This window comes from Vibrio sp. OPT46 (assembly GCF_015163535.1).
In the GTDB taxonomy this organism is placed as follows: domain Bacteria; phylum Pseudomonadota; class Gammaproteobacteria; order Enterobacterales; family Vibrionaceae; genus Vibrio; species Vibrio alginolyticus.
Genome location: NZ_JADDYG010000520.1, coordinates 1 through 448 on the forward strand (window position 1 = coordinate 1; position 448 = coordinate 448).

General features: G+C 40.0%; 1 protein-coding gene. It reads left to right on the top strand.

All coding sequences use genetic code 11. The annotated features are described in order from the left end of the window. Positions 1-208: imm11 family protein (locus tag IQR33_RS21240; protein ID WP_416222691.1), on the top strand; the 208-nt coding region annotated here is incomplete at its 5' end. Positions 209-448: the final 240 nt, after the last annotated feature.

A 448-nucleotide genomic window follows, 5' to 3' on the forward strand; every position in this document is an offset into this window, starting at 1 on the left:
GAAACACGAATACATTGATGGCCATCCGGCAGGATTGGAAATGCTCAAGTTCGTCGAGTCTAGTGTTACAGATAAGCACGTTTTTAAGTCGTTTATGCAAGGGTGTAACTTGCTGTATTGCGATGACAAGCTAAAGAACTTGTGTAATGAACATGACTTGCGTGGTGTTGAATTCGATTTAGATCTACTGGATGTATTTGACTATTAATCAGCTGTTTTAGATGTAACTAAACTTATCAGCGCATCAAATCGCTTTGTGCTTAGTTTGAACGCTGATAAGTACCCTTAGTAACTTCACATTGTTCTGAGGTAAAGTTAGTTGTAGTGACTCATACTCGATCTTACACATTCGCGGGTTAGCCACGACTAGATCATACAGTCGGTTTGCTGGTGTCAAAACTCACAATTGGACATTTAGTGTTACGAACCAATCGTGGGGAAAGTTTAG